The following is a 25,490-nucleotide window of genomic DNA, read 5'->3' on the forward strand; positions in this document are numbered from 1 at the left end:
ACTTTGCGTTATACTTATAAGTAGGAAAAGTTTAAAAGGCTTGGTGAAATGCATGTCGGAAAAGCAGGATTCTGGTAAGGATAAATCTAAGTCTAAGGTAAATTGCCCGCCTGACAAGATAATTTACGATGCTAACATGGGAGCTAGAATTTGCTTAGAAACAGGGGAAGTTATAGAAGAACAAGTTATTGGAGACGAAGCAGAATGGCGTGCATATACACCGGATGAAAAGGCAAGAAGAACTAGAGTAGGAGGACCATTATCATTAAGCAAACCAAATATGGGAGTAGATGTCTATATAGGTAGCTTCCATGAAGGGAGCGGTAAAAAGATCAGAGGCCTATCAAGAAGGATAGATATGCTAAGATTACAACGTAGTTATAGAATGGGAAGAACTCTAAGTAGTTTAGAAAAAAATATTAATCAAGCACTAAAGATATTGGATGAATTATCTACACATATGGAATTAACAAATAAGGTCAGAGAAGAAGCATCAAAAATGTATAGAGATGCTACCCAAAAGGGATTAACAAGAGGTAGGAGCATAGAAAGCGTTGTTGCTGCCACGTTATATGCTGCTTGCCGTAAACTTAGAATCCCATGCACAATTGACGAAATAGCTAAACATTTATCTATAAAGGACAATGATGTTAAAAGAGAAATAGCTAGATGCTATAGGCTTTTGGTAAGAGATCTTGAAGTCGATATACCCGTTATAGAACCAGAATTATTTGTAAATAGAATCGTTAGTGCATTAGGACTTCCTGACTATGTAACTGTAGAAGCAATAAAAATATTAAGAGATGCAAGAAGCAAAGGGACAACAGCAGGTAAGGATCCGAGCGGTTTAGCAGCTGCTGCAGTATATTTAGCTGCTCTTAAACATGGATTAAGAAGAACTCAAAAAGAAGTAGCTCACGTTGCCGGTGTTACTGAAGTTACAGTAAGAAATAGATATAAAGAAATTGCAGGAGAAGCGGCTTCTAAATTATCTTAATTAATTCAATTTAACTATTTTTTCTAACGTAGGTATGGTAAATTCTAAATTTAATTTCTTTAAAGTTTCTTTTGTTGGAACTCCATTTTTATCCCATCCTCTTAAATCATAATAATAATCTAATAACTGATTATAACCATCGTAACTTAATTTGCCACCTGCTAAAGGACCTTTAGTTAATGGTTTTTTAAACCACTTTTCAGGTGGTATATCATAAGATCTGCTCCACGCATTAAATTCTCTAATCCAAAATGCCCTAATCAAAGCATAAATTCTATCAGCAATTTCATATATAACATCATATGTGTATTTTAAGCCAGTTGCATAGCTTAATAGTAATGGGTAATGATCTAAGTTTAGTCCTATTTCAACCCATGGGAGTCTACAAGTAGTTATGCTTTCAAACATTCCTCCTCTAATTCTTTGTAATTCTATAACTTTTGCGGCCTTTTCTTTACTATATGAAAATCTATCATTTTGAACTTCCCAGCTTATGACCCAAGCATCCTTATGATGTGCACCTATAGGAGAAGTAGAGAAAGCTAATGCCATACCTGGTGCTGTATGGCAATCATAAGCGCTCGCCTCTAATCCTTTTGAATTAACTGCGAAGTCGCAACCACCAATTTTATTACAAGCATGCATTGTACCCTCTGCAAGTAAGCTGCCTAGTTCACTTTTCCTAAATGCTATTTCAGAGACCAAGTCCCTGTATAGTTTTAAATCTCCCCACTCAAGCTTTCTCCCATCAATTCCTTCTAACAAACCTTTTTGGCTTGCCTCTGTTCCCCAGCCCAATACTCCTCCTAGACTTATTGTATCAATACCATATTTATCAGCCAAAGTGTTTAAAACAGCAACGTCCTGTAATCTATTAATCCCTAGATTACTTCCCAAGATTGCAACATTTTCATAATCAAGTTCGCTTTTGTTACCTTCGGAATCTATTATTACATTTCCACACTGCATATTACAATTAGGACATCCTCTCTGATCTACTTTCAAAGATTCCATAGTATATCCGTCAATACCTTTATACTCATCAAAAACTCCCTCACTAAAGTTATATGTAGGTAAAACGCTTGCTTCTTGAGCCCAATCTATTGTTGCCATTGTACCCTCTCTCATCCAGAAATTATATCCCGGTCTTTCTCTAACTTCCTTTAAAGCCTTTGCTCCTTCTATCTTAAAATTCTTTTCATCAAATAAATCATAACCTTTAGTCCCTTTAATTACAACAGCTTTTATCTTCTTTGATCCCATAACTGCTCCAATACCAGGCCTTCCTCCGCTCCTTCCTTCTTGGCTCATTACTGTTGCAAATCTTACCAGATTTTCTCCTCCAGGACCAATTTCAACCATACCTGAAAACCTACCAAATCTTTTTCTTAACTTTTCCTCAGTTTTCCAACTATCAAGACCCCATAAATCATCAGCACTTTCAAAACTTACTTTGTCATTTTCGATATTAAGCAAAACAGGTTTTTCAGACTTACCATAAAAAACTATAGCATCAAACCCCGATTTTCTCATCTCTACTGAAAACAGCGTGCCTATATTTCCGTCTCCATAACCTCCGGTTAAGGGACTCTTTGATGCAACCTGTAGCTTTCCACTGCTTGGAATAGGCATTCCTGTTAATGGACCTATAGCAAATATCAATAAATTGTCTGGAGAAAACGGATCAACTCCGGGCTTATTATATTCCCATAAAATTCTTATCGCGAGACCTCTGCCCCCTATGTATTCCATTGCCCATTCCTTTGGATATTCTATTGTTTTTGTTTCTTTTTTGCTCAAATCTATCCACAGCATCTTTCCATTCCATCCTTTCATGTAAAACCACCAGCTATATTAAAAGGAATTGAAGATTTTAATATTTGTTTCTATAAATCAACTTTATTTCCATTTTTTATAAGTAAAATTAAAGTTTTAAAAATAACTGGGAAATATCTGAAAATAATAGGCTTAGCCTATATAAAGATATTGAGGTGCAAAAAGTGTCTCAGTACAGGCAAGATATAGGGGAATTTTTAAAGAATCTTGATAGATGGATATCTATGCAACAAGCTGTCTTAGAATCATTTAAAGACAGTTATCCAAAAGTGAGGGAGTCTGATAGACTAGATATAATAGTACATACAAGAATTGCATTTAATCATATGATAAGAACTTTAAAGGCTTTTGATGACTGGCTCCAAGATCCGTTTATTACAACTAATGCATCTAAAGACCTTTTAGTTCAGGTATGGGATCAAACAATAAATATACTACAACAGCTTATTTCTATGGATATAGGACATACATCTCAAATGAGAAAAATGTTAGACGAATTATCAAGAGATGGAAAGCTAAATCCATTAGTTGCAAGATTTAGAGAAATTGGAGAAGAAAGAAGGGAAGAAGGGAGAGGAGCAACTACTATATCATTTTAAAACTTTTTAACTCAAATTTCTATAAATTCTTTTAGGTGGTTTAAGTGTCAAAAGAAGTTGAGAAAAAACCAGGCAAACAAGCGAAAGCAAAAGAGGAAAAAAAGCAAGTAAGTGCTTTTGAAATAAGTCCTGAATTACTAGCAAAGGTTAAAAAAGATCTATCTAAGGTAAACTATATTACACCAAGCAAGCTTGCAAGTAATTACAGCATAGCTATATCAACAGCTAGAAAATTATTAAAACAACTCGAAAAAGAAGGGGTTTTAAAACTCTATTCCCCTAGCAGAAGAAATCCAGTATATATACCTAAACAAGAATAAAAAATTTTACACAATTACAAACTGGAATTTATTTATATTCTTCTTTAATTGCATTCTGCCTATGGAAGGTGTATAGTCAATGCCTGATTATGTAATAATAGGATCCGGTATAGTTGGCTTAGCAACAGCTTATTATATATCTGAGCAAGACAAGAATTCATCAATACTGATAGTTGATAAAGCTGATGGACCGGGAAGTGGGGATACTTCAAAAAGCGCTGCAGCCTTTAGATCTGCTTTTACTAGCAAACTGAATATTATGCTCTCTAAATCGAGTATAGAATTTTATTCATATTTACAAAATGTAAAAAATTTTGATCTAGGCATGAAATTTGTAGGCTATTTATTTTCTTTAGACAAGACAGGATATAATAACTTAAAAAAAGGCCTAGAGTATGCAGAAAAGCTAAACATAGAATTTTCAGAAATAGAAAGCAACTTTTTAGAAGAAAATCTTATGATTAAAACCCATGTAGAAGATAAAGAAGAATCAAGCCTAATTAATGCAGGCGATATATATAAATCGTTTTTATTTAAAAATGCAGGCATAATAGATCCAGAAAAAATAGTGGATTATTATTATTATAAACTCAAAGAAAAGAACGTGAACTTTTCTTTTGGTATTGGAATTAAAGAATTTATAATAGAACCAGAAAATCCTTTGGGCATTGAAGGAGAACCTTTTGTTTGGGAAGAAACGAAAGTTAAAGGAGTGAGATTAAATGATGGAACCATAGCAAAATCTAAAAAGAAGACGATAGCAGCTCTAGGGGCTTGGAGCAATATATATCTAAACAATATAGGTATAGATTCCTATAGTAGACCAAAGAAGAGGCAAATATTTTCAATAAGGGCTGACAATGAAGAATTGAAAAAAATATTATACGCAAATAATTTTAATAAAGAAAAATCAATGCCTTTTGTTATTATTCCTAAGGGTATTTATATTAGGCCTAACCCGTCTGAAAATACTTTTTGGATAGGTCTTAGCGATGAAATAGGAAGAAAAATTGAAGTAGAAGATAATCCTTTACCAGAGGAAAACTTCTATGTTTATAATATATTACCTGTATTATCTTTATATTTCGAACAATTTAAAGAAAAGAATCCTTACGCATCTTGGGCTGGCCATTATGATATAAGCTTTGACGGACAACCTGTTATATATGAACCCTTTGAAAGCGACCTAATAGTTTCAGCCGGTACAAGCGGGAGCGGAATTATGAAAGGAGACTCTATAGGAAGAATTACAGCTAGCCTTGCAACTGGAAAAGATTATGCTGAACTCTTCAATAAAGAGGAATTCGATGTATCGTGGTTAGGTCTGGAAAAAAGAATAATAGAAAAAGAATTTTTAATAATATAAAAATGTTCATTTTTATAGTATATCTTATTTATATTAAACACAATATAACATTATGGGGGCGAAATTGAATAACAAAAGAAATATATTATTAATAACAACAAACATAAAAGTTTTTCCAGAACCAGATATTTCGCTAAAAGATAATTATTCTTTCCATTACTTAGAGATTAAAGATTTATATTATATGGGTAAAGAGCAAATTATAAATAGGATTTTAAACTATATAAACAAATTTGATATTATAATTCTGCCAGGTAATATAATATGGGATTTTAGCGAGTTCAATGGAAAATTAGTCAAGGGAACAATGTCTCCATATTATCTATTTGATCTTCTAAAACATATAAAGCCTGAAGAGCTTAGTCCTAAGGTTAGTGCTGATAAAATTTATGGGAAAATTATTAAGCTAATTATAGAGGAAAAATTAAAAAATAGAGTTGAAAATCCATTGCTCAAAATAAAGAATCTGGAAATCTATAATTATCATCCAATGGTTTTTGCTGAAGTTTTTTTATATGGAAAAGATGGAGCAGATTATATAGTTAATATAGCAAAAAATTATATAGAAGATGGAGCAGATGCAATAATTCTTGGAGTAATGTCTTCTATATCTTATGATTACTTGAAGAAAGTAATTTATTTATTAAGTAAAACAATTCCAAACCCCATAGGATTAGATGGCAACATAGAAATTTTGAAGAAATTTAAGGATGATGTAGATATACTTATGAGCTTTTCTATGAAATCGATTTATGAAAACTTAGATTGGCTTTATGATAAAGTTTCTGTATTATTAATCAATGAAATAAATGAAAAAATTAAAAATAATATAGAAAAACTAAAAAAAGAAAAATTAAAAATAATATTAGATCCTATCGCATATCCTGCTCTAAGCCCCGGATTCTTGGATTCTTTAATAAGAGCTAGAGCACTCTCTAATTTAGGCTATCCTATAATGATTGGAATAAACAATGTAACCGAGCTAATAGATGCAGACACTACAGGCATAAATGCATTATCAACGTTTTTGTCTATAGAAGCAGGAGCAAGCATAATATTAACTGGAGAAGTTAGCGTTAAGAACAGAGGATCGGTTTTTGAAATAAAGAGGGCTATAGAAATGGCTAAAGAATCAATAATACTTAAAAAACCGCCCAAAGACACTAGTATAAACCTCTTAGCATTAAAAGAAAAAGATTGGTTAAATAACAATATAAAAATATACGGCAATAGAGATACTATAAATATAATCATAGATGAAAAAAGCATACAAATATCATGCAAGGAGGATTGTCCTATATCTAGTTTGCAACATTTAGAAAAGAAAGACCTTATAAAATTATCAATACTGATTTACAGATATTGTTCTCCTTGGTCTATGAAATGGAATTGCTAAAAACAATATTTATTTGACCTAAAGGATGACTTTAATTATTTTGTAGAATCTCTTCAATTTTATTTAATCTACCTTCTATTCTAGCAAACGCTTTACTATATGAAATTTTTTCTGGAATACATTTTATGCATAACGGTGAAACTGATATATATCCTTTTTTTACCATAACTACGTCACTTCCTTCATCTCCACCTACATAAGCCGTTTCTAAGTTGTCTGTCTTCCATCCCAAAACCTGATAAACATTTTCACTAGAATCAATTTTAACATCTATATTTGAAAGCCAAGAGAGTTTAGTTACCTTTATTCCTAACGGATTTACTGGAGGGAAGTTAATGTTAATTAAGTCTATTTCTTCTTCTTTAAAAATATCTAATAATAGGTAAGATATTTCAGCAGTTATCTTTGCTGCATTTCTTAACAAATTATCTTGTTCTTTGGTTTTTATACCTCTTAAAACACCAAAACTAGATGCAATACCCTTATAGCCTAACAAAACACCTTCTAAAGCACCACCTATTGTGCCGCTTGAAAAGAAATCCATTAAGCCCATATTTGGACCTATATTTATTCCTGACAATATCAAATCAGGTTTAACATCACCTAAAAGATATTTTATTCCTATAGCTACAGCGTCAGCTGGCTTTCCGTCAACACACCATGATTTTTTAGCATATTTTACATCACATTTTTCGACCTTAACATTAAATGAATGAGATTTTCCTGCTCCGCTAACCTGATTTTTTGGAGCTACAACATATACATCAAACCCTTTTTTGTTTAGCTCTTCTATCAAATATTTTATTCCAGGGCTTTCGATGCCGTCGTCATTAGTTATCATTACTGATCCTATCATTTTTACCACCTTTCCTTATTTGCAATAAACTAGAGTATTGCTAAATTTTTATAGTTTACCTAATCCTATTGGTAATTTGTTAAAAAATATTAGTTTCAATTAACATTTTAAGATTGAGGCGATAAAGTTGAGTCAAAAAGAGCCATTTTTATTTAAGAGCTATGAAAGGATCATAGGAATAGCCCATGATGTAAATGAACTAAAAAATGAGCTTGAAAGGCTTTCTAAAATAGATCCCAATGCAGTAAATTACCATATAAAAGAAAAGCATATAGCAATGTGGCTTTATTATATAGGTGAAAATGACCTTGCAAAAAAATTTGAGAATGTAAAAGACATAAACCAAGCGCTTTCACTTTTAAATGAAGAAAAAAGGTCAGTTCATGAACAAACTCCTCTTAAAGAAAACACAACAATTGAACAATCAAAACCTGAATCTCAGCAAAAACCAAAAAGAAGAGGAGGAAAGAAGAAAAAACTTCAATAAAAATATTTTCATATGTTTTTATTCTCTTATTTTAACATATATAAATGGGAGAAAAAATGACAGATTTCAGTAAAGAAGTTGAAGAAATGCTTTCTCTATATGATTCGTTTCCCAAGCAAATACAGGAAGGTTATAAAAAAGGGATTGAAATAAAATCGTTCGAAAGAAAATTTAAAGGAGTTATTTTATCAGGTATGGGAGGTAGTGGAGTAACAGGGGATTACATAAGAATTTTGGGATTAAACTCAAAAATTGATATTCCTATAGAAGTAGTTAAAGGGGATACATTACCTAGCTGGGTTAGCAAAGATTATTTGGTCGTTGCAATTAGTTACTCAGGAAACACTCATGAAACTCTCTCATGCGCAAGACAAGCATATAATATTGGGGCAAGCGTCATAGCTATAACTAGTGGGGGAAAATTAGAAGAGCTAGCTAAGAAAAATGGTTCACCAATTGTTTTAATAGATAAAAAATACTATCCCAGAACTGCTATAGCAGAGCTGGTCTCTTCTACATTAGGATCCTTAAAATCCCAAAACATAAACTTAATAAATGATAATGAAATTAAAGATGCTATAGAATCATTAAGAGGAACCTCTAGAGGAGAAGGGCTAAATATTGCAAGCAATATTTCTGACAAAAATCTTTACATATTATCAGGTTGTGGTCCTTATGAATTGCTAGCTAATAGATGGAGGCAAGAGTTCAGTGAAAATGCAAAAGCTATAGCTAAATCAGAGCTATATCCTGAATCAGCGCACAATGATATAGTAGTATGGCAAGTAGAACAAATGAAAAACACAGCATTCATACTATTTGCACCAGATGAAAAAGATAAGTTGTGCTTTATTCTTGCGAACCTACTAGAAGACATTTATAGAAAACAGGGATCAACTCTAATAAAAATAAATCCCAGGGGTAATAATCTATTTTCAAAGCTCATTCAAGGCACATTACTAGCAGGTTATGTATCAGTTTACTTAGCAAAGTTAAAAGGAATTAATCCTACAGATACTTCAATAACTGGGAAATATAAGGAATCGCTTGAAAAGGCTAATCTAAATTAATTAAAATTCTTACAAATAAATTAATTTTTATATATAATAAAATTTGATTTTCTCATATAAAAAATATATTAATGTTGATAATTTATTATAATGTTGGTGTATGATATAGTGCATAAAATTGGGAATGAAGAAAGCCAAGGTTTATACCAATACAAGGCAATGATTTTAGATAGCGTCCATGGATTTATACCAATAAATGCAGGCGAATATTGGATACTTCAAACTCCTTTTATGAGAAGGCTTCACAATATAAAACAACTCGGTGCTAATTACCTTGTATTTCCTTCGGCTAAACATACTAGACTTGAGCATTCCCTTGGAAGCATGCACATAGCCTCAAGAATGGCAAACAAAATTTTAAACTATGCCTTGTCGGAACATAATTCAAAACTATGTGCAGCTCTTTTTACTACTTGTAATGAAAAGGCTTACAATAGCTTTATTCAAGTAGCAAGATTAGCAGGCTTGCTTCATGATTTAGGCCATTTAGCTTTTAGCCATATGATAGAGTCCGGAATAAAAAACCTTTTAACATATTCAAACGAAGACAATAAAATAAGTGAAGCTGTTTCTGCAAAACTAAGAAATATATTGTCTATGTTGGCAGAAAAAGGGGGTAAAGTTCATGAATTCTACACATATTATTTTATAGATCAATTATCAAAAATGGCAGAAAAAACAGAATTCTCATTATTAGATGTTTCTATAAGAGCAGCAGCTGTTTCTCTATTTGATGAAAATAATAAAGAAGTATTGGACGAACTTAATTTGACAAGCGAAGCGGCACGAATAATAAAAAGTATAATCTCTAATGAAATAGTTGATGCTGATAGACTCGATTATTTACAAAGAGACGCATTAACTTCGGGTATTGTTTATGGAAACATTGATATCGATAGGCTAATTTATGGGATTAAGCTTGCAATGGATGGAGAAAAAACTTATATCACATTAGATATGAAAAGCATGCCAACGTTAGAAGATATATTTGATGCAAGATATAAGATGTATAAATCTGTTTATTTCCACCATAAATCAATTGCAATAAGCAAATCTGTAGAAAAATTCGTTAATGGATTAGCTGATGAATGGGATAATGTTAAACTGGACCTATATAAAGATATAGACCTGGCAGATTTCCTTAACCCTATAATATTATCTAATGCTATAGCTAATGATTATTATTATTTTGATGATGATGAAATGGATGTTATAATAAAGGCATCGGCAATAAAAGGTTCAACCCAAATAAAAAGGTGGGCCCTAAGTTTACTAAATAGGAGAGAACTATTACCAATATCGGTATTTAAGAGGCCGGAACAAGTTATGATAATTGCGTCCCAGATATTAGAAAAGCTTGGCAAAAAATCTTCTGGCGAAAACATAAGAAAGTTAGTTAAAGGAATAGATAGAGATAGGATAAATGATTTTGTTAGAAAAAAATTAAATATAGATTCGGCTAAGGTAGATTATTATGATGAGGAAATAATAAGTGAAGACAAAATAATGAAAATTTCAAATATATTTAATTGGAAAGAATCAATGTATATAAGGAGTTTGGTTCAAATAGGGTCAATACCGGTTTTCCTAGTTTATGTATACTCTGATGACGAAAACGACCACATAAATTTGAGAAATAAAATTAACGAAATAAGAAAGTCTGTATCTGAGGAAATATCAAATGTGTTTGAAGAAAGAGCCAAAGATGTGGACTAAACTAACCCTTTCCAGTTTATAGGAAGAGATTTTAGCTCTTACATAATTATCTTGGGAAGTTATTAATTAAGTCTATAGCAGAGCTTAACGTGTATTTTTGAGGTATTAATACATTAAATTTTGAACACATTTCTTTTAAAATGTTATAAGTTGAAGGCCCTATTGAAATTATTGTAATATCATTCTGTTTGATGTAATTGCAAAAAGCTTTTGCAATTAATGGAGATGATAACAAAACATACTGTATATTATTTTTAGTTAAAAATTCGTTTATATTTAATAAGTTTTCATAATTTATGCTTTCCTCATAGAGATTTACCTCAATAAAATTTATGCCTTTTTCTTTTAAAACCTCATTTATATCTTTTAGACCCTGTCTTGATCTAGCCAATAAAACACACTTGCTATTGATTTTAACTAATTCAACTCCCAATTCTTTTCCAGTATAGTTTTTAGGCAATAAATCAGGTTTCTTACCTAAATTTATTTCAATTGATTTAGCTGTTTCTGAACCTACCGCAGCTAATTTCTTATTATTAATCTTTTCAATTATTAAATCAAACACTTTATTGTTTTTAGCATCGTCAGCCAATATCTTCGGTCCCCTTGGACTAGTAAATACAATCCAATCGCAACTATCAACATTATTCAAGAAGTCCATTGAAGATTTATTGATTGGAATTATATTTAATATTGGCAAAAAAACTATTTCTACATTATTTTCTAATTTTTCTTTAATGTGTTTTGGATATTCTGGCCCTAAATACAAAACTAACTTTTTTTCCACAAGTTATCCCTCATATTTATAGTTTTTCCAACAATTATTATAGCAGGATTTTCTATGCCAAGCTTATCATAGCTTTCTAAGATTTCCTTAATTGACCCAGTTATAACTTTTTGATTTTCAGTAGTTGCATTAATAATGATTGCACACATTTCATCATATCCTCTTGCGTTTCCTATTTTTTCTAAATTTTCTTTTAAAGTCGAGATGCCCATCATAACAACAATTGTATCGCTAAATTTTGCTATTTCTTCAACTTTAACAGTTTTTCTACTTTTTTCTTTGGCTTCTCTGCCGGTTATAACAGAAAAACTTGATGATAAGCTTCTATTTGTTAAAGGTATGCCAGAATAAACTGATGCCCCTATAAATGAAGGGATTCCAGGTATAACTTCACATTCTATTCCATGTTTTATTACATAATAACATTCTTCCTCTCCTCTTCCAAACACATAAGGATCTCCACCCTTAAGTCTGATAACTTTTTTACCTTCTATAGCCTTTTTGACTATGATTTCATTTATTTCCTCTTGTTCCATTTCATGTTTACCAGGCGATTTTCCGGCGTATATCAGCTCACAGTCATTTCTACAATTATTTAAAATCCTTTTTGGTATTAGCCTATCATATATGACAACATCAGCTTCTTTTAAAATATTTAATGCTTTAACAGTTATTAAATCAGGGTCCCCAGGTCCTGCACCAACAATATATACCTTACCTTTCAATTCATTTCAACACCCTATCAATAATGCCATAAACAAATTCTCCTGCTTTTTTACCCAAGTTTTCTGCATTATTTAAGTTATCCTTAAATCTAATTATTTCCATAAATTTTCCATCAAATGATGCAAGCCCTACTATTATCACAATTTTATCACCATATATCATAGATACCGCGCCTAAGGGTGAACCACAGCCTGCTTTTGCTTCCTTCAAAAATTCTCTTTCAGCCAATGCCATATAATTGGTCAATTTATCTGTATAATTTGATAGATTTTTTACCTTTGAGTTATCCTTAAGCCCAACAACTGCTATTATACCTTGACCTGGCTCTGGAGGGAACGCATCTATAGGCAAAATAATTCTTTTTGGATCTAATCCAAGCCTTTTGATTCCCGATTCTGCCAATATGATATAATCATACTCATTATTATTAAGTTTCCTAATTCTTGTATCTATATTGCCCCTTAAAGGCTTAATTATCACTTTATCATTATAATGCATTAAAAACGATTTCCTTCTCATACTTGAAGTACCAACAACAGATCCTTCTGGTATTTTCCTAATATCATCCACTGCATTTTTCGAAAAAATTAAAGAATCATTAGGAACTTCTCTAGGCAATACCATTGCTATATCAAGTCTTGGATCTAAATCCCTAGGCAAATCTTTCATACTATGTACTGCTATATCAGCTTCTCCTTCAAGTACCAAATTGTTAACTTCTTTTTCAAACAAACCCTTTTCTCCTATATTGTATAAAGGTTTATCTTGAATAATGTCTCCTTTAGTTGTAACTACTTTAATTTCTAAATCAACATTTATGAACCTATTTATATAATTTTTAAACAATTCAACTTGTTTTAAACTTAACTTACTTCCCCTCGTTGAAACAGCTAATTTCAATCACGTCCCCCTAATCAGCTCAATTATTTTTTCTGCAGTATAATGTATCATATCCTCGTTATGCTCATAGCTAGTAAATATAGTCTCAAATTGACTAGGAGGTATAAACACTCCTTTAGATAAGAGCTTTTCGTGTAACATAGAATATATTTCCTTATTAGCTTTCCTTGCATCATCTGCATTAGATACTTCTTTTTCCGTAAAGAATATCTGCATCATACTTTCTACCCTATTTATGGTATATTTTATTCCATAATCAAGTAATAGTTCATTTAGAATCTTAGCTGCTTTAGATGCCTTCTCTACTGCATTGTTTTTTTCCATAAACTCCAAAGTAGAAAGACCAGCAATCATAGAAATAGGGTGAGCATTAAAGGTTCCTGCATTAAATACTTTACCTTCTGGAGTTAGAGATTCTAAAATTTCCTTTTTAGATACCACTGCCCCTATTGGGAACCCCCCTCCTATTATTTTTCCTAGAGTTACTATATCAGATTCTATGCCAAAATATTTTTGAGCCCCACCCATAGATATTCTGAAACCTGTTATAACTTCATCAAATATTAGAAGAGATCCATAATTCTTTGTTATCTTTCTAACTTCCCATAGAAAATTCTTATTTGGTTTAATAACACCCATGTTTCCTATAACAGGTTCTAAGATCACAGCAGCTATTTGATCACCATAGCTATTAAATATGGATTCTATTGAGTTTAAATCATTATATTTAGCAACTAAGGTTAATTTTGCAACATCTTCGGGCACTCCTAGACTATTTGGTACTCCGAACTCGGTTGCAGCGCTACCTGCTTGTACTAGAACGGCATCATGAGAACCGTGATAGCAACCATCAAATTTTACTATATATTTTCTATTAGTAAAGCCTCTAGCAAGCCTTATAGCCGTCATAGTAGCTTCAGTTCCAGAATTAACAAACCTAATTTTCCCTCCAGGTTTTATATAGCTTATTATTTTTTCAGCTAACTTTATCTCATTTTCTTTGGGAACACCAAATAACCAACCCTTATCTAACTCTTCTTTAATTTTATTTAACACATAATCATTAGAATGACCTAATATAAGCGGCCCATAACCTAATACATAATCTATTAATTTATTTCCGTCTTCATCATAAATGTATGCTCCTTTACTATATTTAACGAAAAAAGGATATGGCTTTACTGCAGCTCTAACTGGGCTATTTACTCCACCTGGAAAAACTTCTTTAGCTCTTTCATATAGTATTTTGCTTTTGTCAGACAATATTATACACCTATTAACTTTGTTAACTAAAAATGTATTAAATATTAATAATCTGGCAAAATTTAATTTATTCAAATTTGCTTATTATATCAAACACTTTCTTTACTAATTCTCTTCTAGGCATAACACCTAAATCTATATCTTTAATTAATTTTGATATTTCTTCGGGGTTTTCAGATAAAAGCAATGAAAAACTACCTATCCATGAATTTAGTTTTATAAGCTTTTTCATGTAATTCGATATTAAAACAGGATCTCTTGTTCCGATTTTTTCCGAAATAGCTATTATTAATGCCATTGGTCTTTCTTTCTGTAATTCCCAAGATGGCTCATCTAACATAATTTTACCCTAGCTAGCAGTATGTGTATTACTTTATTTTAGTTATCTAATTCAATAATACCTAATTGGTTATTTAAAACATTATTTTAAGAAAAATTAAATTCTATGGATAGATTCTATTTCCGCTTTCCTTTAAAGCTTTATATCCTGGAAGTCTTCTTTCAAGCTCTTTGAAGAATTCATCATTTCTAAGCGTTTCAATAAATTTTTCAACATATTTGTTTTCTAATTTATCCTTTCTCACAACGAAATCATAAATTTCATAACCTATTGGTATAAAATCTAAATTAAAAGTTTCAGCCATATATCTTAAAGACATTCCGGCGTCAGCCCTACCTTGTAAAATTGCTGTTGCTACAGCAGAATGAGTCTTAACTTCATACATATAACCTCTTATAATTTTTTCTGGATTTATAACTCCTAAATCTTTTAATAACTTATCTAATAAAACTCTAGTCCCCGAACCTTTGTTCCTATTTATTATAACTACATCATCCCTAAGAAAATCTTTAACTCCATTTATTTTCTTGGGGTTTCCTTTTTTAATTAGTATTCCAACTTCTCTTGAATACCCTCTATATATGTATACTTTATCCTCTAAACTCATTATCTTTGGTATGTGTATATTATAATTCATAGTACTTTCATCAAGAAGATGAGATCCTGCTAAATCAGCATCACCTCTCTTAATAGCTTGCCACCCTCCCATAGAACCGACATTTATTATTCTAGTATTTTGTATTTTAGATATCCCAAGAACAACCTCAATCCCAGGGCAATTGCTACCAATTATAGTTAAACTAGGAGGTTTAATTGAGGATGAAAATAAATAAACATCAACATCTTCATTTTCTTCAAAGTACTCCCTGTTTTCCTCTGCAACTATGTAACCATCAGAAATGCTAATTCCAGCAATGGAACCGGAACCACTTAATATTGGATAGGCACTTAGGCTATCTTTATTCCATACCAATTGAACTGGTATTAGCTCGGTAAACCCTCTACCAGCATTTAATCTGAAAGGAATCTTAGCCTTTACTTTAGACTTTTCGGAATCCTTTTTACCCATCATTTTTCTAACTACTGGCTCAACAATGTTATATAGGTTCATCATAGCAGATAATGGAAATCCAGGAAGACCAAATAAAATTTTCTTATCTAAAACCGCTATAGCAGTTGGCTTGCCAGGCCTTGACTTTAATCCGTGTACTATAATTTTAGCTCCAATATCATTAAAGACTTTATATATCATATCGCCATAACCTGCTGACGTACTACCTGTCGTTATTAAAATGTCAGCTTCATTTAAACTATTTTCTATTTCTTTTTTCATCTTTTCATAATTATCTGGCAATATACCTTTAAAATAAACTTCGGAGCCTAGCTCTTTCAGCATTGATGTTATTACATAACCGTTCGTATCGTAAACTTTTCCATGAGATAACATTTTTCCTGGTTCCTCAATTTCTACCCCTGTTGAATAAACAATTATTTTTGGGGGCCTGTAAACCTTTACTTTATTTAATCCTAAACCTGCAAAAACTGCTAACTCTCTTGGAGTTATTTGAGTTCCTTTTCTTATTACTGTATCTCCAGTTGCAATATCGCTTCCAGACATAGAAATATTTTCTCCGGGAGAAACCATTCTATACACTTTTATTTTATTCTCTTTCCTACTAACGTATTCTTCCATAACTATTGCATCAGCTCCTCTTGGTACCATTGCTCCTGTTGAGATCTGAGCAGCCTTACCTTCTTTTATTTCAACTGTTGGATTAGTTCCAACTTCAACTTTTCCTATAACCTCGAGTTCTTTTGGTTCTATTTCACTGGCCCCTGCTACGTCTATTGATCTAACTGCATATCCATCAACTGTAGATCTATCAAAGGGAGGATAGTCTATAGGAGCTATAAGGTCTTCTGCTAGTACTTTATTTACTGATTCAAATAAAGGAACCTCTATAACCCCTAAAGTATCTATACCATTTAATTCTTTTTCTATTAAATTTAATGCCTCTTCTACAGATACTAATTTATGAAATACTAGTGCCATATTTCCACCAAATAATTTAATTAAGCTCAAGACATTTATTTTTATAAACATATTTTTACACTTAGAAGCAATTTAAATTAAACTTTTTTCTCTTTTAATTTATTAAAAATAATAACAGGCAAGAGTTTTATTAATAGATTAACTACATTCCTTTAGGATAGAATCTCTGGCGAAAGAATATGAAAAAAGAGGCAAGAATTTTCATAAATAAATGTAAAGAAAACATTTGTTGCGGTATAGTATTAAGGTTTTATTCAATAGATGGTTTTGTAGTTTCTATTAATGGATGTCAAGGATTATGCGATAAGCTCAAAGAAACTGGATATTTTTATGAATTATCCTATTTTAATGGTGATTGCAATTGTGGTCTAGATAATAGCATAGAAGTAAACCAAAAATATCATTTATTTTTATTAAACTTAATCGAAGAATTTGAAAACATTTATAAAAATGCGGGGGGTGGGGTTTGAACCCACGCAGGCCTACGCCAACGGGTCTTAGGCCCGTCCCCTTTGGCCAGGCTCGGGCACCCCCGCGCATTTATACAATTATCTAGCTTACCCTTAAAGTATTTATCGTTTGTATCTCAAATAGTTTTGCATGGTTCCTGATTTCCTCTCTAAACGGTTCTTCAATGCTTTTATGTGTTTACCCGTGACGTAACTTTTCCTTACTTTTAATCTAATTCCGCCACGGGCACCCCTCTTAAGGGATCATACACAGTCACCCTTAACTCATTGGGGCTAGTCGAGGGAAACACCACTACCCTCCCATCCACTTTTTATCACTCCCACTCTTGTGAGCAGCGCTCGTCATCAGGTAGGGGGTCACCAATAAAAACTGTTTCGGTAATACTATATAAACGTAATCAACATCAAAACGATATTTAGAAGTAATTAAAAATAACTAGTAGTTACGTAGAAGTGTTACAATCTCTATAATTTACAACAGAAAGCGTCGTCCTTTAGGGCGGAGAGGAGGTCAGACCTATAAAGGGTCATCATACTGCATTTTCTTAAGACTTGGATATAGTTATTTGTGACAAAGCAAACGGCAGCCTCGCCCATCAGGGCATGGGAGAGGTCAGCTTCCTAAGGGAATGCTTTATTTAATCTTTTCAGAATTAAAACCTACTCCTAGAAGGAGCATGTTTGTTCTTTTTACAAAGAATTTTCTGTTTCGGTAAAAAATCAATCCTCTATATTTATATTCATTTCTTTTATTTTTTGAAGGTATTTATCTCTAAATTCTAAATTTATTTCTTTTATTTTTTTCAGGGCTTCAATCAGTTTTTCCTTAGGATCTATACCTTCTTCTAAATCAATATATATTATTAACTTATTCTCAAGCGGATGTGGAATCTCATAATATGCTATATTTACACCTTGCAAACCCTGCAGAACAGTCGATAACAAATTTCCTAAAGTATGATCTTCATTTTCTATTTCTACCTTATAAATACCTTGCTCAGTCTTACTAATTTTAATATTACCTACCATACTATTACACCTTGCTCATCATTTCATACGTTTCCTTCCAGCTATATTTAGTATATATCTTGTTTTTATTCTCTTCTAAAATTCCTAAACTTAATCCCTCTTGTATAAAATTATCAGCATCGCTTAAATTTTTCCCATGCATTGTTAAATAGCATGCTAAGACTTTTTTAACCGCATTGCTATAATTTTTCTGCGATACCTCTTTTAGATTTTTTTCTAAATCTTTTATTAAAGATAGCAACTTTTCCTTATTTGCAGTTGTTATTATATGAGTTTCATCAATATCCGTTTTATATCCTTGTTTACTTAAAATAAAAACCAAAATATCCAAAAAATCCTTCCCACCACTTGGATTTATATCACTTATATTGTATTTAAATCCATTAACTTTATTTTTATTAGATTCAAAAGCTAATATTTCCTTTATTTTTGACTTAATATAGTTAATATCTCTAGGAGTTATAAAGAAAATTATGATTAATTTATTATCTTCTATTCTAATTAATGCCTCCTGGCTCGATATAACCTCATTAATTTTCCTGAAAATGATCTCAGCATCGTATCCCTCCTTTAGGCTAAAAACTAATTTCTTTTTTATATTTTTCACCTTTCTGCACCTGAGACCTCATTTGTAAGGATGGTAAATTAAGCATAAATACATTTCAAACATAAAATGCTTTGTTATGTTACCTAAAGTAAAATAAATAAGGCTATAAACATAGCCCATGCCTCTCGTTAAGGCATGGATCATGGTATGTAAACAACTTGAAAAAAGAAGAATTTTTTTCCGTGAAAGGACTGGAAACTCCAAAGCTCCATTCTTAAGGGCAGGTAGTTTACTAATTACACCTACGGTGGTATCATTATTGTTTTTTTCATACCTATCTTTAATAGTTTAGAAGTAGCCAAATTTGATATTTTCCTTTTTTCAACATTACCACATTTTGGGCATTTAAGCTGGTCGTTATTAATTGGAGCCATTATTTCTCCGCATTTAGAGCACATAGAATATATAACACCAAACTGAGGCCCTTTTAATGATAGGTTAAATGGATTTGTTGAACTGATAACTTTAGCTAATATAATATCACCAGGCTTCACTATATCCATTAAGTCATTATATTTATCGACGCCAATTTGATTTGAGAGAATCGCGCCAGATAATGGACTTGAAAATTCATGTTCCCACTTAGGCCTTGGATATAAAACTATAACGCCAAATATGTCGACAAATATTATATTTTCTTTTACAGATGATACTGAACATAAAACAATGCTGTTTTTCTTAGGTATCTTTATTTTTTTATGAGAATTTACAGAAACAGTCTTATTGTTAAGATCTATAGCTATTTTTCCTAATAAAGATGATCTTAAAAATCCTGTTTCTTGATCTATATACACTCCGTCTCCTTCAACAAACTCTTCCTGCTGAGCCACTATTTCTCCTGGAACTACTATATCATTTTTCAAAGAGAACGACATCTACTTTTACCCTCCTTATTCTGCTCTTATGATGTTCCATTGAAGCTGGTATTGGGAATTCTCTAGTGTTTATTAATCTCAACCTATACCCCCACCTATAGCTTAAAGCAGAGTGGAAATTTAAATTTCCAGATTTGAGAACTGAATAAATTCTATTTGGATACAGAGAAAAAGCGTACTCTAAAAATGTTTTATCTGCATTTCTTTTCCACACTCCAAATGGAGGATTCATAATTATTAAATCTACGGAACCCTTTTTTATTAAACCTAGGCCTTTATTAATATAAGCCTTTATTAATATAAGCCTCCCTTTTAGTCCCAAAGATTCTTCAGCATTCAAGCAATATTTGAAAAATCTTTCATCTATTTCTACACCTATAGCTTTTGATGCTCCAAATAATAAAGAGGCTAAGGCTATCCTACAAGTCCCTGAACCCAAATCAAGAACTGTTGAACCATCAATTACATTTGAAATATATGCATGATTAAGCATGTCAAAAATAATTTCTGAAGGAGTATTATATTGCTCCAATTTACGAATAGGATTATCCATTAAAGGTAATTCATTTTCTAGAAAAACCTTAACATTTTTAATTACATCCTTTTTATTCAAAACTAACACCAATATTAAGTTACCATGGAAACATATACTTGTCTATTTTTCCAGTTAAAGCCATGTAAGCTTCCCCTGGAGACAAAACAGGTTTCTCGTAATCAATTAAATCATCTATAGGAATTCTAGGACAACTAGTTATTATAAATGCATCATACCAATCATTATCTACAGATCTTAGGTTAATTTCGTTTATGTTTTCTGATGAAAGGAGAACATATTGCTTCTTAGATAGCATTTTTATTATAATGTTTAATATTGAAGGTCTATATTGGCCTGTTTTTAAACCTATTATTACTCCCCAGTGATTAGCCTCAATAGCTTTTGATATAGAAAATAACCTTTTTTTATAATATTTAGTTCCTATTGGTGTAAAGTCTCTAACAGAATTGCTATAAAGGTCTATTTGAGCTATTGGTTTTAAAGTAGCTAAATATAAACCTAGTGGATGAAATTCTCCACCTCCTAAAAATATATATCCATCAATTTTTTTGTCAAGAACTGGCCTAAAATCACAGCCTATTATTTGTCCCGGTTCATAATAAGGATATAAAGCTTTTGATTCAATAATATTATATTTTTTATCTAAAATAATATTAGAAATTTTATTATATAAGTGAGTATGCTGCGCTGTCAAAGCAATAGATATATTTTTAACATTATAATTATTTAATATTTCTAAAGCCCTTAATACAAGAGCCTCGTCTACATCTATTTTACTTAAAGCTTTAACAAACACAACTCTATTTCTTATATTATCAGGTAGAGATGAAGGAGATAAATAGTTGGGATATTCTGAATGACCTATGTGTATAATTATATCTGGGTTAAGAATAGAAAATATTTGATTATATTGTAAATCGCATGCCCCATAGATATTCTCCATATGAATTATCGGTTCGGCATTATATCTTTCCCTTATGCAATTAGCTATTACTAGAGAAAATTGTTTTAAACCATCAGGCAGTTGTATCAAAACTTTTTTGTCTTTTAAATTAATATCTGGAAAAATTAAAGTATAAGGAATCCCACAATCTAAGTTCTCAGGCATTATTGTTTCTCCGTTTTATCTTCGGATAATATAATCCTTGTTCTAAGAGGTAATTTTGAGGCCCCCCTTCTTAAAGCTTCTTTTATCTTTTCTATATCGGATTTTTTACCCCAAACTTCAATTAATTTATCCCCACTATGAACTATAGCAGCTACACCTATTGGAGTACCGAAAGAAAGTCTCATACCATCTTGCAATCTGTCTGCACCTGCAAATGCCATCATTTTATTTTCTCTTATTACCTGATGAGGATATTTTGGTATCCTCATATAATAATTAGCATCTCCGACTTCTGTTGATAAGTATTTGCTTGTCATAACTCTTGTTGCCTCTAACGCATTTGACCTTATTTGACCGATCTCTAGTGAAATTAAGTCAAGCTTGACTTCATAATTCCTTAACATTTCTTTATTTCCCATCTCAAATTTTGTTATTTTAGGTGGCGGCGCACCATGTATATACTCCTTTCTTGTATATGGTTGACTAGTTATGTGCGAATAGCATCTTCCAGGTCTCATCGGCATACTTTATCACCTACTTTATTTTTATATTCAACCCCTTTAAAAGTTTGTATTCTATTATTTAAAAATTAACAAAAAATCTCAATATTTATAAGTAATTATGGATTAAGCTTTTAATAAATTTTTACCCCTAATTAATGTGGGTAAGCTATATGCAGGAATTGCCGAAGGAAATAGAAAATTTTCTTCTAAACGATATATCAAAAATAGCTAAGGATGTTGATGAAAAAAATGAAATACCCAAAGACTTCATTGAAAATATGAGAGAAATAGGGTTATTCAGTTTAAGAAAATATGGATTAAGTGGGCTATATAGAGCCGTAAGACTGGCGTCTAGATCTAGCCCAGCTATAGCTCACGTAATAATGATTAGTGGATCTGGATCATTAAAGTCAGGAATAGACAATTCTATTTTCTCAGTTACAATAACAGAACCAGGTGGAGGAACCGATATAAAAGCAAATTTAAAGACAGTCGCAGAAGAAGACTCTGAAGGAAATGCTATCATAAATGGGGAAAAAATTTTTGGAAGTAATGCATTATATGCAGATTATTTTATAATATTGGCCCAAGGACCTCAAGGACCAACTCTTTATTTAGCTGAAAAACAAGAAAATATAAAGATCAAACCTATGGAACTGATCAGTTTTAGAGGTGCAGGTATATCGAATGTAATTTATCAAAACACTAAGGCCAGGAGAATTTCCATACCTGGAAAAGGGCTTAGAGAAGCATTAGAACTTATTAACTATGGTAGACTTGGTTATGGCTCTATAGCATTAGGAATAGCAGAAGGAGCCCTTAAAGAAGCAGGAAAATACGCATTAAGCAAGAAAATATTTGATAAAGAATTATCAGAATATCAATCTGTAAAATGGATGTATGCAGAAGTCGAAATTAAAATAAAATTGCTTGAAGCTTTTATAGATAATGCTATTCAAAAATACAATAACAATAGTTCATTAGATCCATTAGATTCTGCCATATCAAAGGTTACTGCTGGAGAATTGGCACAAAGAGCTACATGGATAGGAGTGCAATTATTGGGGGGAAGAGGGCTTAGTTATGGTACATTATTAGAGAGGTTGTCAAGGGATTCTAGGGTTTTAGACATAGGAGAAGGAGCAAGAGAAGTGTTGCTTGATTTTATAGGAGATAATGCAATTAAGAAATATAAATAATTAATAATATAAACATTTAACACTTTTTCGAATCAATAATATAAATTGAATAAATATCATTTTGTTTTTAAAAGGAAAAATTTTTAAATATTAGAAATAAGTAAATATAACTAGGTGAAAAATGTGGAAAATAATGAAGTTAAATCTATAAAGGCTTTAATTCAATGTGTATCCGTACCAGACTACGACCTTGCTGCACAAATACTTAACTACTTGCTTGATAAAAAAGAATTAAGCGTTAGAGATTTAACTAAAGTTTTAAGCGTTAGCTATCCTCTTGCTCTGAGAGTAGTAAATGATCTAGCAGGATTGGGAATTGTAGAGACTAGCAAATTAAAAGTTGAAGGAAGAGGAAGACCAAGAAAATTAGTTAAAATTAATGTTAGCAAGCTTTTAGAAATGTTGGACGGCTGTAGGAAAAATTTAGATGAAGCTGAAAAAATATTAAAACAAAAACCTAGGATTTAGATTCCATCCATAGCTTCAACAAAGTCCATTATTACTTTATTTGGATCTTTCGCTTTCATTATTGCGCTAGCTATTAGAACTCCGGACGAGCCCAACTTTATCGCTTTAACAGCATCATCGGGTATAGTTATACCGGCTCCTGCTAAAACAGGTATATCTTTAATTTTTTTAACAGCATTTACTGAATCAGTTATTATTTCGGGTTTAGCTCTTGAAACTGGTATACCAGAACCAATAAGCTCTGGAGGCTCGACTGCTATCATAGTCGGATCTAAATAAGCTAATCCAGCTGCCTCTCCAGAAGTATCTGCGCAAACTAAAGATTCTTTTCCAGTTTCTTTAATTTTCTTAACTATTTTTTCTATATCCCTATAAACAATTTTATGCTCACTATGGTTTACTAACGAGCCTTTAACTTCCAAGTACTTTAATGATTCTGAAGACAAATAACCTGTGTAAGCACCAAATTCCAATGGATCTAAATGTTGCAAAAATATATCATCATAAATGTTGTACAACTTACTTATCATAACTGATGGGACTGCTAATATTATGCGCACACTATTATATTTAGATCTTAATTTATTTGCAGTTTTTGCAATATCTAATGCAACATTATTATATGCTGTTTCATATGATTTAAAATTTATAGCAAACACATACCTCATTTTAACCACAATCTAGATAGGAAAATTTTAACTAAATATGCTTAACAGAAAAATTTATAATGAAAATTTCGCTTATAATTCCTCTAATTCATGCCTTAGTTTAGGTTTATAACCTAACTCAAAAGGCCTAAACCTTTTTTCTAATTTCTTTAATACATCAGGCAAAGTAGTGTATTCCATATCTTCTGGACCTAATCTATGTGGCATAAATGGACCGTGTCTTCTCATATATTCTGCAATAATTTGAGCTTGCCTTCTTGTTTCATCGTATGCAACATCATCAAACAAATCGCTTGGCCCTATCAAATTTCCATTTTTAATATTAAAACCAAGAGCAGCAATTCTTGGCGGTCCATCAAATCTAGTCATTTTTGCATCCTTTATTCCAACAGGCATTAATGGACCAGTATGACTTCCTCTCATCCATCCTTCTACCAAATGAGGGAATGAAAATGGCTCTAGAATTTCGCCTAAAGCTGGAAATCCGCTTTGTGCTCTGGCAATCATTACAGGATCGTCTTTTCCTATATATTTTCCTGCTATGAGACTGAGCCTTTCAGAACTAATAACAGATGCTATTTCTCCATCTTTTCTATGAACAAATTTAACAACGTACCTAGATGGTGTTCCAATTAAAGCCAATAAATCGTATAAATCTTGGGGAATACTGAAATCTATTGCTTTACCTTCATACACGTCTAATACTGTGAATATAAAACCTTCATGCATTCTAGGATCTATTACTAATCCGGCAGTATTGAATGGATCAGCAAAAATTTTATATAAAGGTAAATTAAATGCTCCAGGTTCAGTCTTGTCTGCCATAAAAATTACAACAGGTTCTGCAGGCCTCTCATTAAATTCCATTTCAGCAACTCCTGGACCCATACCTCTTATGTTACCGCTAAACGAGCTACTCAATAGATCCTGACCGGCCGCATAAAGCCCTAGATCCTTAGCTACTTTAGCCGCTTCTTCAAAAGCATTCCATGCCGTACCATGAATTTCCTTATTGTCTGTACCTTTCTTATGAGTCATTATAAGTTGAAGATCGTCACCAACTGCAGTTACATAATAATCTATTAGCAATCCACTTTTCTTAGCATCAGCTAAAACTCTTGTTGCTGCAAGCATAGTATCGGGATGAACCTTATGATGACCTGCTAGACTACCTATATCGGCCTTTATGACACTTAATGTTATCTTTTCTCCCAGTTCATGCGCCACTAAAATCACCATTAATTCTATGTTATAAATAATCCTTAAAAATCTTTCACTTTATGAAACATGCTTTA

27 protein-coding genes, 1 tRNA gene and 1 pseudogene are annotated in these 25,490 nt (G+C 31.8%); 11 read left to right on the forward strand and 18 right to left on the reverse strand.

The genetic code is table 11. From position 1 onward, the window contains the following. The first annotated feature begins 52 nt into the window (after window positions 1–52). Window positions 53–997 carry a transcription initiation factor IIB gene (locus RXO53_RS01810; protein WP_410712566.1) on the forward strand — a complete coding sequence of 315 codons (945 nt, stop codon included), beginning with the start codon at window positions 53–55 and terminating at the stop codon, window positions 995–997. On the opposite strand, the gene RXO53_RS01815 is transcribed toward RXO53_RS01810, so the two are convergent. Further along, a complete protein-coding gene (locus tag RXO53_RS01815) occupies window positions 998–2,833 on the reverse strand; it encodes an aldehyde ferredoxin oxidoreductase family protein (RefSeq protein WP_410712567.1) in 1,836 nt (611 codons plus the stop codon). 164 nt (window positions 2,834–2,997) lie between these two features. Between RXO53_RS01815 and RXO53_RS01820 the strand changes: the two genes are divergently transcribed. The 4 genes from RXO53_RS01820 to RXO53_RS01835 all read left to right on the forward strand — a co-directional run bounded on the left by RXO53_RS01820 (window position 2,998) and on the right by RXO53_RS01835 (window position 6,514). After that, the gene (locus tag RXO53_RS01820; RefSeq protein ID WP_410712568.1) at window positions 2,998–3,432 is read left to right on the forward strand and encodes a DUF2153 family protein; all 435 of its coding nucleotides are present in this window, start codon (window positions 2,998–3,000) and stop codon (window positions 3,430–3,432) included. Between the two features lie 44 nt (window positions 3,433–3,476). After that, on the forward strand, window positions 3,477–3,752 hold the full coding sequence (locus RXO53_RS01825; RefSeq protein ID WP_410712569.1) for a 30S ribosomal protein S25e: 276 nt from the start codon (window positions 3,477–3,479) through the stop codon (window positions 3,750–3,752). Window positions 3,753–3,831: 79 nt separating this feature from the next. Next, window positions 3,832–5,118, forward strand: coding sequence for an NAD(P)/FAD-dependent oxidoreductase (locus tag RXO53_RS01830; RefSeq protein ID WP_410712570.1), 1,287 nt, complete (start codon window positions 3,832–3,834; stop codon window positions 5,116–5,118). Window positions 5,119–5,182: 64 nt separating this feature from the next. Beyond that, window positions 5,183–6,514 (forward strand): hypothetical protein, encoded by a 1,332-nt coding sequence (locus RXO53_RS01835; protein ID WP_410712571.1) that lies wholly within the window; start codon window positions 5,183–5,185, stop codon window positions 6,512–6,514. 31 nt (window positions 6,515–6,545) lie between these two features. Here the strand turns inward: RXO53_RS01835 and surE are convergent, their stop codons facing one another. Continuing rightward, window positions 6,546–7,370 carry a 5'/3'-nucleotidase SurE gene (gene surE, locus RXO53_RS01840; protein WP_410712572.1) on the reverse strand — a complete coding sequence of 275 codons (825 nt, stop codon included), beginning with the start codon at window positions 7,368–7,370 and terminating at the stop codon, window positions 6,546–6,548. A gap of 127 nt (window positions 7,371–7,497) precedes the next feature. Here surE and RXO53_RS01845 point away from each other — a divergent pair, with 127 nt between their 5' ends. The 3 genes from RXO53_RS01845 to RXO53_RS01855 all read left to right on the forward strand — a co-directional run bounded on the left by RXO53_RS01845 (window position 7,498) and on the right by RXO53_RS01855 (window position 10,643). Continuing rightward, window positions 7,498–7,857, forward strand: coding sequence for a hypothetical protein (locus RXO53_RS01845; protein WP_410712573.1), 360 nt, complete (start codon window positions 7,498–7,500; stop codon window positions 7,855–7,857). Window positions 7,858–7,901: 44 nt separating this feature from the next. Then, window positions 7,902–8,927, forward strand: coding sequence for a bifunctional phosphoglucose/phosphomannose isomerase (locus RXO53_RS01850; RefSeq protein ID WP_410712574.1), 1,026 nt, complete (start codon window positions 7,902–7,904; stop codon window positions 8,925–8,927). A 96-nt stretch (window positions 8,928–9,023) separates the two neighbouring features. Beyond that, complete coding sequence (locus RXO53_RS01855; RefSeq protein WP_410712607.1) at window positions 9,024–10,643, forward strand: HD domain-containing protein; 1,620 nt, start codon at window positions 9,024–9,026, stop codon at window positions 10,641–10,643. 46 nt (window positions 10,644–10,689) lie between these two features. Here RXO53_RS01855 and RXO53_RS01860 read toward each other — a convergent pair whose 3' ends face one another. The 6 genes from RXO53_RS01860 to RXO53_RS01885 form a co-directional block, all read right to left on the reverse strand. Continuing rightward, window positions 10,690–11,430, reverse strand: coding sequence for a uroporphyrinogen-III synthase (locus RXO53_RS01860; RefSeq protein ID WP_410712575.1), 741 nt, complete (start codon window positions 11,428–11,430; stop codon window positions 10,690–10,692). Further along, window positions 11,415–12,155 (reverse strand): uroporphyrinogen-III C-methyltransferase, encoded by a 741-nt coding sequence (gene cobA / locus RXO53_RS01865; RefSeq protein ID WP_410712576.1) that lies wholly within the window; start codon window positions 12,153–12,155, stop codon window positions 11,415–11,417. Before cobA ends, RXO53_RS01860 begins: the two co-directional genes overlap by 16 nt. A 1-nt stretch (window position 12,156) precedes the next feature. Beyond that, entirely contained in the window at window positions 12,157–13,056 is a 900-nt protein-coding gene (gene hemC / locus RXO53_RS01870; protein WP_410712577.1) for a hydroxymethylbilane synthase, read from the reverse strand. Next, complete coding sequence (gene hemL / locus RXO53_RS01875) at window positions 13,057–14,322, reverse strand: glutamate-1-semialdehyde 2,1-aminomutase (protein ID WP_410712608.1); 1,266 nt, start codon at window positions 14,320–14,322, stop codon at window positions 13,057–13,059. Between the two features lie 64 nt (window positions 14,323–14,386). Continuing rightward, window positions 14,387–14,659 (reverse strand): hypothetical protein, encoded by a 273-nt coding sequence (locus RXO53_RS01880; RefSeq protein WP_410712578.1) that lies wholly within the window; start codon window positions 14,657–14,659, stop codon window positions 14,387–14,389. Between the two features lie 103 nt (window positions 14,660–14,762). After that, complete coding sequence (locus RXO53_RS01885; RefSeq protein ID WP_410712579.1) at window positions 14,763–16,712, reverse strand: molybdopterin biosynthesis protein; 1,950 nt, start codon at window positions 16,710–16,712, stop codon at window positions 14,763–14,765. Between the two features lie 179 nt (window positions 16,713–16,891). On the opposite strand from RXO53_RS01885, the gene RXO53_RS01890 reads away from it, so the two are divergent. Then, window positions 16,892–17,182, forward strand: a complete 291-nt coding sequence (locus tag RXO53_RS01890) for a hypothetical protein (protein ID WP_410712580.1) — start codon at window positions 16,892–16,894, stop codon at window positions 17,180–17,182. Here the strand turns inward: RXO53_RS01890 and RXO53_RS01895 are convergent. The 8 genes and pseudogenes from RXO53_RS01895 to RXO53_RS01930 form a co-directional block, all read right to left on the reverse strand. Beyond that, a tRNA-Leu gene (locus RXO53_RS01895) sits at window positions 17,164–17,248 on the reverse strand. The two genes, RXO53_RS01890 and RXO53_RS01895, sit on opposite strands and share 19 nt — an antisense overlap. A 112-nt stretch (window positions 17,249–17,360) precedes the next feature. After that, window positions 17,361–17,493: pseudogene (locus RXO53_RS01900) on the reverse strand (IS200/IS605 family accessory protein TnpB-related protein); the annotation flags it as partial. A gap of 409 nt (window positions 17,494–17,902) precedes the next feature. After that, window positions 17,903–18,211, reverse strand: a complete 309-nt coding sequence (locus tag RXO53_RS01905) for an RpoL/Rpb11 RNA polymerase subunit family protein (protein WP_410712581.1) — start codon at window positions 18,209–18,211, stop codon at window positions 17,903–17,905. A 4-nt stretch (window positions 18,212–18,215) separates the two neighbouring features. Further along, a complete protein-coding gene (locus RXO53_RS01910; protein WP_410712582.1) occupies window positions 18,216–18,818 on the reverse strand; it encodes a DUF2067 family protein in 603 nt (200 codons plus the stop codon). A 242-nt stretch (window positions 18,819–19,060) separates the two neighbouring features. Then, window positions 19,061–19,693, reverse strand: a complete 633-nt coding sequence (locus tag RXO53_RS01915) for an exosome complex RNA-binding protein Csl4 (protein ID WP_410712583.1) — start codon at window positions 19,691–19,693, stop codon at window positions 19,061–19,063. Then, a complete protein-coding gene (locus RXO53_RS01920) occupies window positions 19,671–20,306 on the reverse strand; it encodes an METTL5 family protein (protein WP_410712584.1) in 636 nt (211 codons plus the stop codon). The genes RXO53_RS01915 and RXO53_RS01920 overlap by 23 nt, the downstream gene beginning before the upstream one ends. A 19-nt stretch (window positions 20,307–20,325) precedes the next feature. Next, window positions 20,326–21,357 carry a diphthamide biosynthesis enzyme Dph2 gene (gene dph2, locus RXO53_RS01925; protein ID WP_410712585.1) on the reverse strand — a complete coding sequence of 344 codons (1,032 nt, stop codon included), beginning with the start codon at window positions 21,355–21,357 and terminating at the stop codon, window positions 20,326–20,328. Beyond that, entirely contained in the window at window positions 21,357–21,881 is a 525-nt protein-coding gene (locus RXO53_RS01930) for a 50S ribosomal protein L16 (RefSeq protein ID WP_410712586.1), read from the reverse strand. Before RXO53_RS01930 ends, dph2 begins: the two co-directional genes overlap by 1 nt. A gap of 149 nt (window positions 21,882–22,030) precedes the next feature. On the opposite strand from RXO53_RS01930, the gene RXO53_RS01935 reads away from it, so the two are divergent. Beyond that, entirely contained in the window at window positions 22,031–23,059 is a 1,029-nt protein-coding gene (locus RXO53_RS01935) for an acyl-CoA dehydrogenase family protein (RefSeq protein ID WP_410712587.1), read from the forward strand. A 123-nt stretch (window positions 23,060–23,182) separates the two neighbouring features. Then, entirely contained in the window at window positions 23,183–23,527 is a 345-nt protein-coding gene (locus tag RXO53_RS01940; protein WP_410712588.1) for a transcriptional regulator, read from the forward strand. Here the strand turns inward: RXO53_RS01940 and tpiA are convergent. Next, entirely contained in the window at window positions 23,524–24,195 is a 672-nt protein-coding gene (gene tpiA / locus RXO53_RS01945; protein WP_410712589.1) for a triose-phosphate isomerase, read from the reverse strand. The genes RXO53_RS01940 and tpiA overlap by 4 nt on opposite strands. 72 nt (window positions 24,196–24,267) lie before the next feature. Continuing rightward, complete coding sequence (fbp, locus tag RXO53_RS01950) at window positions 24,268–25,434, reverse strand: fructose-1,6-bisphosphate aldolase/phosphatase (RefSeq protein WP_410712590.1); 1,167 nt, start codon at window positions 25,432–25,434, stop codon at window positions 24,268–24,270. Window positions 25,435–25,490: the final 56 nt, after the last annotated feature.

This window comes from Caldisphaera sp., from assembly GCF_046536515.1.
Taxonomy (GTDB): Archaea; Thermoproteota; Thermoprotei_A; order Sulfolobales; family Acidilobaceae; genus Caldisphaera.

Excerpts from the sequence above, each read along its gene's own strand:
- RXO53_RS01810 (WP_410712566.1), top strand. The coding sequence starts at position 53 with ATGTCGGAAAAGCAGGATTCTGGTAAGGATAAATCTAAGTCTAAGGTA.
- RXO53_RS01815 (WP_410712567.1), bottom strand. The coding sequence starts at position 2,833 with ATGAAAGGATGGAATGGAAAGATGCTGTGGATAGATTTGAGCAAAAAA.
- RXO53_RS01830 (WP_410712570.1), top strand. The coding sequence starts at position 3,832 with ATGCCTGATTATGTAATAATAGGATCCGGTATAGTTGGCTTAGCAACA.
- surE (WP_410712572.1), bottom strand. The coding sequence starts at position 7,370 with ATGATAGGATCAGTAATGATAACTAATGACGACGGCATCGAAAGCCCT.
- RXO53_RS01850 (WP_410712574.1), top strand. The coding sequence starts at position 7,902 with ATGGGAGAAAAAATGACAGATTTCAGTAAAGAAGTTGAAGAAATGCTT.
- RXO53_RS01880 (WP_410712578.1), bottom strand. The coding sequence starts at position 14,659 with ATGTTAGATGAGCCATCTTGGGAATTACAGAAAGAAAGACCAATGGCA.
- RXO53_RS01885 (WP_410712579.1), bottom strand. The coding sequence starts at position 16,712 with ATGGCACTAGTATTTCATAAATTAGTATCTGTAGAAGAGGCATTAAAT.
- RXO53_RS01890 (WP_410712580.1), top strand. The coding sequence starts at position 16,892 with ATGAAAAAAGAGGCAAGAATTTTCATAAATAAATGTAAAGAAAACATT.
- RXO53_RS01905 (WP_410712581.1), bottom strand. The coding sequence starts at position 18,211 with ATGGTAGGTAATATTAAAATTAGTAAGACTGAGCAAGGTATTTATAAG.
- RXO53_RS01915 (WP_410712583.1), bottom strand. The coding sequence starts at position 19,693 with ATGTCGTTCTCTTTGAAAAATGATATAGTAGTTCCAGGAGAAATAGTG.
- dph2 (WP_410712585.1), bottom strand. The coding sequence starts at position 21,357 with ATGCCTGAGAACTTAGATTGTGGGATTCCTTATACTTTAATTTTTCCA.
- RXO53_RS01930 (WP_410712586.1), bottom strand. The coding sequence starts at position 21,881 with ATGCCGATGAGACCTGGAAGATGCTATTCGCACATAACTAGTCAACCA.
- RXO53_RS01935 (WP_410712587.1), top strand. The coding sequence starts at position 22,031 with ATGCAGGAATTGCCGAAGGAAATAGAAAATTTTCTTCTAAACGATATA.
- tpiA (WP_410712589.1), bottom strand. The coding sequence starts at position 24,195 with ATGAGGTATGTGTTTGCTATAAATTTTAAATCATATGAAACAGCATAT.
- fbp (WP_410712590.1), bottom strand. The coding sequence starts at position 25,434 with ATGGTGATTTTAGTGGCGCATGAACTGGGAGAAAAGATAACATTAAGT.